This is a genomic window from Euzebyales bacterium (assembly GCA_036374135.1).
In the GTDB taxonomy this organism is placed as follows: domain Bacteria; phylum Actinomycetota; class Nitriliruptoria; order Euzebyales; family JAHELV01; genus JAHELV01.
In genome coordinates this window covers 1-7661 of the sequence record DASUUK010000047.1, presented here as the reverse complement: position 1 = coordinate 7661, position 7661 = coordinate 1, and the positions used below count along the sequence as shown (strand labels likewise).

7 protein-coding genes are annotated in these 7661 nt (G+C 70.2%); 1 reads left to right on the top strand and 6 read right to left on the bottom strand.

Features of this window, described 5'->3' with window-relative positions; translation table 11 throughout:
• Both VFZ70_08395 and VFZ70_08390 read right to left on the bottom strand, forming a co-directional pair.
• On the bottom strand, positions 1-246 hold a 246-nt coding region (locus VFZ70_08395), incomplete at its 3' end, for a type II toxin-antitoxin system RelE/ParE family toxin (GenBank protein ID HEX6255818.1).
• Complete coding sequence (locus VFZ70_08390) at positions 243-497, bottom strand: ribbon-helix-helix domain-containing protein (GenBank protein ID HEX6255817.1); 255 nt, start codon at positions 495-497, stop codon at positions 243-245. The genes VFZ70_08390 and VFZ70_08395, both read right to left, overlap by 4 nt.
• 550 nt (positions 498-1047) lie before the next feature.
• Here VFZ70_08390 and VFZ70_08385 point away from each other — a divergent pair.
• Positions 1048-2808, top strand: coding sequence for an SLC13 family permease (locus VFZ70_08385; GenBank protein HEX6255816.1), 1761 nt, complete (start codon positions 1048-1050; stop codon positions 2806-2808).
• A gap of 28 nt (positions 2809-2836) precedes the next feature.
• Here the strand turns inward: VFZ70_08385 and VFZ70_08380 are convergent, their stop codons facing one another.
• The 4 genes from VFZ70_08380 to VFZ70_08365 all read right to left on the bottom strand — a co-directional run bounded on the left by VFZ70_08380 (position 2837) and on the right by VFZ70_08365 (position 7372).
• A complete protein-coding gene (locus VFZ70_08380) occupies positions 2837-3646 on the bottom strand; it encodes an undecaprenyl-diphosphate phosphatase (protein ID HEX6255815.1) in 810 nt (269 codons plus the stop codon).
• Between the two features lie 31 nt (positions 3647-3677).
• Entirely contained in the window at positions 3678-4289 is a 612-nt protein-coding gene (locus tag VFZ70_08375) for a DedA family protein (protein HEX6255814.1), read from the bottom strand.
• Positions 4286-6586, bottom strand: coding sequence for a sodium-translocating pyrophosphatase (locus tag VFZ70_08370; GenBank protein HEX6255813.1), 2301 nt, complete (start codon positions 6584-6586; stop codon positions 4286-4288). The genes VFZ70_08375 and VFZ70_08370 overlap by 4 nt, the downstream gene beginning before the upstream one ends.
• Positions 6587-6688: 102 nt before the next feature.
• A complete protein-coding gene (locus tag VFZ70_08365) occupies positions 6689-7372 on the bottom strand; it encodes a metal-dependent transcriptional regulator (GenBank protein ID HEX6255812.1) in 684 nt (227 codons plus the stop codon).
• Between the last annotated feature and the right edge of the window lie 289 nt (positions 7373-7661).

The window sequence follows — 7661 nt, the reverse complement described above, 5'->3', positions numbered from 1 at the left end:
CACATCGATGCGGTCGGGTTCGGTGAGCCGGTAGAACACGGCGTACGGGAACCGTCGCAGCAGCGCCCGCCGGATCGACTCGTATCCCTCGACGACCGGAGCGCTGCGGGGGAAGGCCTCCAAGAGCGCGAACAGCCGATCCAGATCCTCCACCAACTGCTCGTCGAGTCGTCGGTCCGCATCCGCGTAGCGGTCGCGCGCAGCGCGGATGTCGTCGACCGCTGCCGGCCGAACAAGCAGTTTCACTCAGTGGGCCACTGCTCACCGCGGACGTCATCCCACGACCGTCCGGACTCGGGATGCTCGCGCAGATCAGCCAGCGCGTGGTCGAGGATGCGGCGCTCGTCGTCCGTAGGGACGTACACCGGCTCGCCGAAGTGCGTCCGCAGCGCCTCCTGGATGACCTCGGACCGTGACCGGTGTTCGATCTTGCGTGCCCGCTCGACCATGTCGAACAGCTCCTCGGGCAGCGTCACGGCAACCTTCTTGACGACCATAGGCAGCAGCACCTCCGTCGGTGTGACAACATCATACCGGAAGCCCGTTCGCCACGTACCGCCGGATCCATGGACGGCCGCGGCGGCGCAGAAGTCGATTCCGAGCCCGTCGCGCACCCACCGCTGTTGGCATTGATCTGTTAGTACCGGCCTCGAGAACACGTCCATGCCATAGAGGGCCAATGCGTCCGCCGGGGTCCATCACGTCCGTGATCGGCGTGAATACGTCGGTTCAGGTACGCAGCCGGTCACCGACGTTCGTCGCGTTGGGTCCAGGAACGGGTCCAAAGCCTGCACGCACGCCGCCGCACGCCCCTTGAAGGCAACTGGCCTCGGGACGCGCACTGCAACCTGAGCTGCCCAGCCGTGCGCGGAGGCGCCGAGCGGCGAGCGACGCCTCCACCGCTCAGGGTGCTCGGCATGCGGCCACGTTCAGGAGGCTCACCGCGGTCGACCGTACGGGTGTTTAGTTCAACGAACACGGTAGTTTGTCGCCTCGAACATCTGACCCCGGGGGCGACCTCGCCGCAACGGAGGACCCGCCACGGGCATAGACGCCACCATCACCCTGCTCGTCCTGACCGGCCTGCTCGGCCTGCTGATCGCTGGCCGGGTCTCGCCGTCCGGCGGCATCATGGGCGCCGCGGTCGTGCTCCTGCTGACCGGCGTCATCACGCCAGAGGAGGCGTTCGCCGGGTTCTCCAACGACGCGGTCGCGACAATCGCGGCCTTGTACGTGGTTGGGCACGTAGTCGAGCGCACCGGCCTGCTCGACGCGGGCATCGTACGGATCCTGACCACCGACGAGAGCGAACGCCGCACGCTGGTGCGCCTGCTGGTGCCCATCGCTGCGGCCTCGGCGTTCCTCAACAACACCCCGATCGTCGCGGCGACCGCGCCAGTGGTCTACAGCCGCGCCGCGACGCGAGGGCGGTCCGCGTCGCGCTACCTCATGCCGTTGTCGTACGCGACCATCCTTGGCGGCGTGGTCACGACGATCGGCACGTCGACCAACCTCGTGGTGTCCGGCCTGCTGGTCGAACGTCGGCTCCCGGCCTTCGGCCTGTTCACGATGACCCCGATCGGCCTGCCATTGGCCGTCGCCGACGTCGCGCTGCTGATCCTGACCGCGCCTCGGCTGCTACCCGACCGGCCGACACCCGGCTCCGCGCTCGTCCCGCTGCCGCGGCAGTACGCGGCCAGCTTCGCGGTCCGCCCCCGTGGACCGATCGACGGCGCGAGCGTCGGCGAGGCGGGACTGCGCCACCTGCCCGGTGGGTTCCTCGCGGCCGTCGAGCGGGACGGTCGCCTCCGCGTCGCCGGCGGCGGCGATCCGCTTCGGGGCCACGACATCATCACCCTCGTCGGCGTGGGCGCACAACTGGCCGCACTGCTGGACCATCCGGGCCTCGAGGCCGTCGAGCGCCGGCACGTGCCGGAGTTCGCGCCAGGCACCGGCCAGCTCGTCGAGGTGGTCGTGGGCGCCGAGTCGCCGTTGGCCGGCCGCAGCCTCGCGGACGCCGGCTTCCGCGGTCGCTACGCCGCCGCGGTCCTGTCGATCCATCGCGACGGTCGCCCCGTCGAGGGCAAGCTCGGCACGGTGACGCTGCGCGCGGGCGACGCCCTGCTCGTGTTCAGCGACGGCGAGTTCGTGACGCGCTGGCGCGACCGCGACGACTTCGCGCTGCTGGCGCCACTGCGCGCGGATGGTGCCCGCGACGGCGCCGGGCGTGGCCGCCTGACCGGCGCGGTCGTCGGCGTCATGATCGCCGCTGCCGCCGCGGGACTCGTGCCGATCCTGCATGCGGCGCTGGCCGCGGTCCTGCTGCTCGTGGTCACCCGAACCATCACAGTTCCCGAGGCCCGCGACGCCGTCGACCTCGACGTGCTGCTCGTCGTCGCCGGGTCGTTCGCGCTCGGCGCTGCCATGGACAGCTCTGGCCTTGCCGACCAGGTCGCCGCGCTCGTCGCGACGGCCGCACAGGTCGGTGGCCGCACCGGCGGGGTCGTCGCGGTGATCGCCGGCACCATGCTGCTGACCGAACCGCTGAGCAACGCCGCGGCCGCCGCGCTCATGCTGCCAGTCGCGCTGGCCACCGCCGCGCAGCTCGACGGCGATCCGATCGTGTTCGCGATCGGTGTCGCGATCGCGGCGTCAGCATCGTTCCTGACTCCGATCGGGTACCAGACCAACACGATGGTCTACGGACTCGGTGGGTATCGCTTCTCCGACTACACCCGCGTCGGCATCCCGCTGACCGCGCTGTCGCTGGCAGTCGTATCCATCGGTGTGCAGCTGCTCGCCTGGTGAAACCCGCCGTCGGAACTCAAGCCCCAGCTCACGCCAGGCCGGTCACGAGCAGACCGGCGGTCAGCACAGCGACAGCGATGCGGTACCACCCGAACACCCCGAGGCCGCGCCGGGTCACGTAGCTGACCATCCAACGCATCGCCAAGACCGACGCGACGAACGCCACCACCAGCCCACAGAGCGGCGCAGCGACGCCGAACGCGTCGACGATCCCGACGCCGGACGACGCCGCGGCGTACAGCGTCGCGCCGCCGAGCGTCACGAAGCCCAGCAGGAAGCTGAACTCGACCGCCGCCGGCATGCTCAGGCCCAGCACGACCGCAGCGAGGATGGTGACGAGGCTGCGACTGACGCCCGGCCACAGCGCCAGCACCTGGGCGCAGCCGATGACCAACGCGCCCAGCGGGCTGAGCTCGACCAGCGGCGCACCATCGGTCGGCCGCAGGCCACGCCGGCAGTGGACGAGTGCCAGGATCATGCAGCCTCCGGCGAACCAGGCGACGACGACGGGCCACGGTCCAAACAACCAGGTCGTGATGGCGTCGTCGAGCGCCAGCCCCACGACCGCGGCCGGTGCGGTCGCCAAGATCAGCGCGAGCAGCGTCCGCCGCCCCTGCGGATCGCGCCCGCGGAGCCCGGCGACCATCCCGGCAAACCGCGTCCGGTACAGCGACACGACCGCCATGATCGCGCCCGCCTGGATCACGATGGCATAGGTGACGGCAGCATCGCCGTTGATTCCCAGCAGACCCTGGGTGACCGTCAGGTGTCCCGTCGAGCTGATCGGCAGCCACTCCGTGAGTCCCTCGACGAGACCGAGAAGTACCGCTTCCCACACACTCAAGGGGCTCTCCCAGACGGGCCAGCTGCTACTGGCCTGGTCTCTGCAGCAGACGGATCACGCCGTACACCGCGAGCGCCGCGAGGACGCCCGCGACGACGACGGATGCGTGCCCCACGGTCTCGCTGACCAGCGCCCAACTGCGGCCGAGCAGCCAGCCGGCGGCGATGAGCACGGCGTTCCACAGCAACGACCCGGCTGCCGTGAGCAGGGTGAACCGCCCCATCGGCATCTCCGACATCCCCGCCGGCACGGAGACGACGCTGCGCACCAGCGGCACCATCCGCCCCCAGAACACCAGGCTGGGGCCGTGCCGGTCGAACCATGCGTCCGCGCGATCTAGATCCGCGGCAGGCAGGCGGACGACATGGCGGAACCGGTAGGCCGCCGGGCGTGCCCCCCATCGCCCGACGCCGTACAACATCCACGCGCCGACGACCGAACCTGAGGTCGCCGCACCCAGCGCGACGACGGGCGACATCGTGCCCCGGTCGACCGCGAACCCAGCGAGCGGAAGCACGATCTCCGACGGTATGGGCGGGAACAGGTTCTCGACGAGCATGACCGCCGCCAGCGGCCAGGCGCCTCCCGCAGCCACGATCCGCACGGCCTGGTCGACTGCGGCGGCCAGCACCGTCATCCCGCAGAGGACGAAGTGACGACGTCCTGCGGCACGGCCAGCGACGCACCCCCACGCTTGGAGTAGGCGATGGACGCTGCGAGGACGAGCGTGGCGGCCAGAGCGATCGCGTAGCGCAAGGGGTCGGCGCGCAGCGCGAGCACCGACGGCAGGATCAGCAGCGAGACCAGGTTCATGACCTTGATCAGCGGGTTCAGCGCCGGCCCGGCCGTGTCCTTGAACGGATCACCGATCGTGTCGCCGATCACGGCGGCGCGGTGCGCCTCGGAGCCCTTGCCGCCGTGGTGGCCGTCCTCGATGTACTTCTTCGCGTTGTCCCACGCCCCGCCCGCGTTCGACAGGAAGTTGGCCATCAGCTGCCCGACGAGGATGACGGCGGCGAGGAAGGCGCCGAGCGCCGCATAGCCGACGCCGAACCCGATGATCACCGGCGTGAGCACCGCCAGCAGGGCCGGTGTGGTGAGCTCCCGCAGAGACGCACGGGTGCAGATGTCGATGACCGGGCCGTAGTCGGGACGGTCGATGCCCTCCATGATCCTCTTGGTCGCGAACTGGTGACGGACCTCGGCGACCACGATGGCCGCGGTGCGGCCGACGGCGCGGATCGCCAGCGCGCTGAACAGGAACACGACCGCGCCGCCGATGAGCAGGCCGATGAACGTCGTGGGGTCGGCGACGTTGATCTGGGTGGCGGGGTCGGCGAACAGCTCGGAGCCGACGGCCTCGAGGCGCAGCTCCGCTCCGATGGTCTCGACGTAGCTCGCGAACAGCGCCACCGCGGCGATCACCGCGGACCCGATCGCGAACCCCTTCGTGACGGCCTTGGTTGTGTTGCCGGCCGCGTCCAGGGCCACCATGATGCGCGCGGCGTCGCCGTCGAACTCACCGGACATCTCGGCGATGCCGGCGGCGTTGTCGGCGACAGGACCGAACGTGTCCTCGGACACCACGACGCCGGTGGTGGCGAGCATGCCCATGCCGCACAGGGCGACGAGGTACAGCGCGTACTGCAGGTTCCCGTCGCCGAGCACCACCGCGACCGCCAGCGCGCCGGCGATCGCCACGATCGCCCACACGCTCGACTCCATGCCCGAGCTGACGCCCGACAGCACGGTCGTGGCGGGTCCCGTGCGGGCGGCGTCGGCGATCTCACGGACGGGTGCCGTCTCGGTGGACGTGTAGTACTCGGTCAGCCGGCTCGCGACCTGGGCGAGCACGAGCCCGACGACGACGGCCCAGAACACGTCGAGGTTGCCGACGTAGAACTGTGCGACGACGAAGGTGCCCACGACGGTCAGCACGCCGGCGGTGGCAAAGCCGCGGTTGATCGGGGTCAGCGGGCTGAGGTCGTGGTTGGTGGCGCGCACGGCGTACACCCCGGCGATCGAGGCCAGCACGCCGATCGCGCGCACGATGACCGGGAAGATCAGGCCGAGCGCGGGGTCCAGCCCGATCGACCGGAACGCCGCGACGCCCAGGATGATCGACGCAACCAGCGTGACCTCATAGCTCTCGAACAGGTCGGCGGCCATCCCGGCGCAGTCACCGACGTTGTCCCCAACGTTGTCGGCGATCGTCGCCGGGTTGCGGGGATCGTCCTCGGGGATGCCCGCCTCGACCTTGCCGACGAGGTCCGCGCCGACGTCGGCAGCCTTGGTGAAGATGCCACCGCCGACCCGTAGGAACAACGCCAGCAGCGACCCCCCGAAGCCGAAGCCCACCAGGATGGTCGACGCAGTGTTCGTGAACGCCAGGATGATCAGCGTCGCCCCCAGCAGGCCCAGCCCAACGGTGAACATCCCCGCCACTCCGCCGGTGCGGAACGCCACGCGCAGCGCGGCGGGCAGCGAACCCGATCGCGCCGCGGCCGCCGTCCGTACGTTGCCGCGCACCGCCAGGCTCATGCCGATGAACCCGGTCAGGCCGGACAGAGCGCAGCCGGCGAGGAAGGCCACGGTCCGCCAGATGCCCGACTGCGCCACGGACAGCGCCTCGGTCCCGTCGGGCCGCAGGACCGCGGTCGACGACGCGAACACGATGACGACCAGCGGGACCAGGATCAGCGCGATCGTGCGGAACTGGCGCCGCAGGTAGGCCATCGCGCCCTCCCGGATCGCGTCGGCGATCTCGCGCATCCTCGGCGTGCCCGTATCGGCCGCCATGACCGTCCGCATGAGGGCGAGACCGACGCCGATCGCGGCGAGCGCGGTCACGACGGCGAACCACAGCCAGGCGCGTTCTCCCGCGCCGAGCTGGAAGGACTGGTAGCCACCCTCGGCGGCCAGGACGACGGGCATGGTCGGGTCTCCCTCGATGTGGAACGACGGGCAGCCGTGATACCGCCCCATCAAAGATGGGTTTTAGTATGCCCGAAGAAGCAAGTTCCCGCTCGTGAACAATCAGCGGGTAACGAGTGGTCCCGAGTCTTCGTCCACGCGGACGAAGATCTGCCGCGCCAGGTTGTTGCCGATCGTGCGGTCCTCACCGCTGACCGAGATCACGACCGGACCGCCGAACGGGTGATGCTCGCGCACCGCGATGCGCACGCCGGGACGGATGCCCAGCGTCTCGAGGAAGTCGCTCACCTCGCGGTCGGTCGCACCGGGCAGCGCGACCTCGGCGGTCACGCCAGCCTCGACCTCGTCCAGCGTCGGCAGCACCGGGACGTCGGTCGAGTCCGCCGCGGGGATGGCAAACCCGTGCGGACACGTCGACGGCCGGTCGAGTGCCACGAAGATGCGCGCGATCACCTCGTCCGGGACGTCGTGCTCGAACGTGACCGCCAGCCGGTCGGCGTCCTCCCACGGGTAGCCGAGCATGTCCGACAGGAAGCGCTCGACGATCCGGTGCCGCCGGATCGCCGACGTCGCGACGGCCCGACCCTCTTCGGTGAGCTCGACGCCCTGGTAGGGCGCATAGGACGCCAGCCCACGCTCGGCGAGACGCTGCACCCTGGCCGTCGCCGACGCCGGCGCCACCGACAACGCGGCGGCGAGGTCACCGGTGCGCGCCGTGCCGCCGTCGGACACAAGTCGATAGATCGCCTTCGCCGTTTCCCGCTCGGTCGCGCTCAGCCTGTCCATGGGACCTACCGTACGACCCGGCGCGTCCTCGTTGCGCCACGCTCGCTCAGCCAGCCAGGCCATACGAGGCACACGGCAGAATCGATAGGGTGCGGCTCTTCTCAAGGGACTCTTGACGTGACCATGGCGGTCTTGGACGGGCGGTTGAGTCGCCAGTAGGCGGGGGTCAAGAGCTGTGGCACCTCCCACACTTGGTGGCTGTCGGCTTCCAGTCTGTTAGTGCTTCACAAACAGACTGGAAGGTGGCAGGATGACCGTCGTGGCTGGACGTGCCGAAGACCCTCGGGTG

Bases quoted from the DNA above. Each gene is read 5' to 3' on its own strand.
- VFZ70_08390 (HEX6255817.1), bottom strand. From the start codon at position 497: ATGGTCGTCAAGAAGGTTGCCGTGACGCTGCCCGAGGAGCTGTTCGAC.
- VFZ70_08375 (HEX6255814.1), bottom strand. From the start codon at position 4,289: ATGACGGTGCTGGCCGCCGCAGTCGACCAGGCCGTGCGGATCGTGGCT.
- VFZ70_08370 (HEX6255813.1), bottom strand. From the start codon at position 6,586: ATGCCCGTCGTCCTGGCCGCCGAGGGTGGCTACCAGTCCTTCCAGCTC.
- VFZ70_08365 (HEX6255812.1), bottom strand. From the start codon at position 7,372: ATGGACAGGCTGAGCGCGACCGAGCGGGAAACGGCGAAGGCGATCTAT.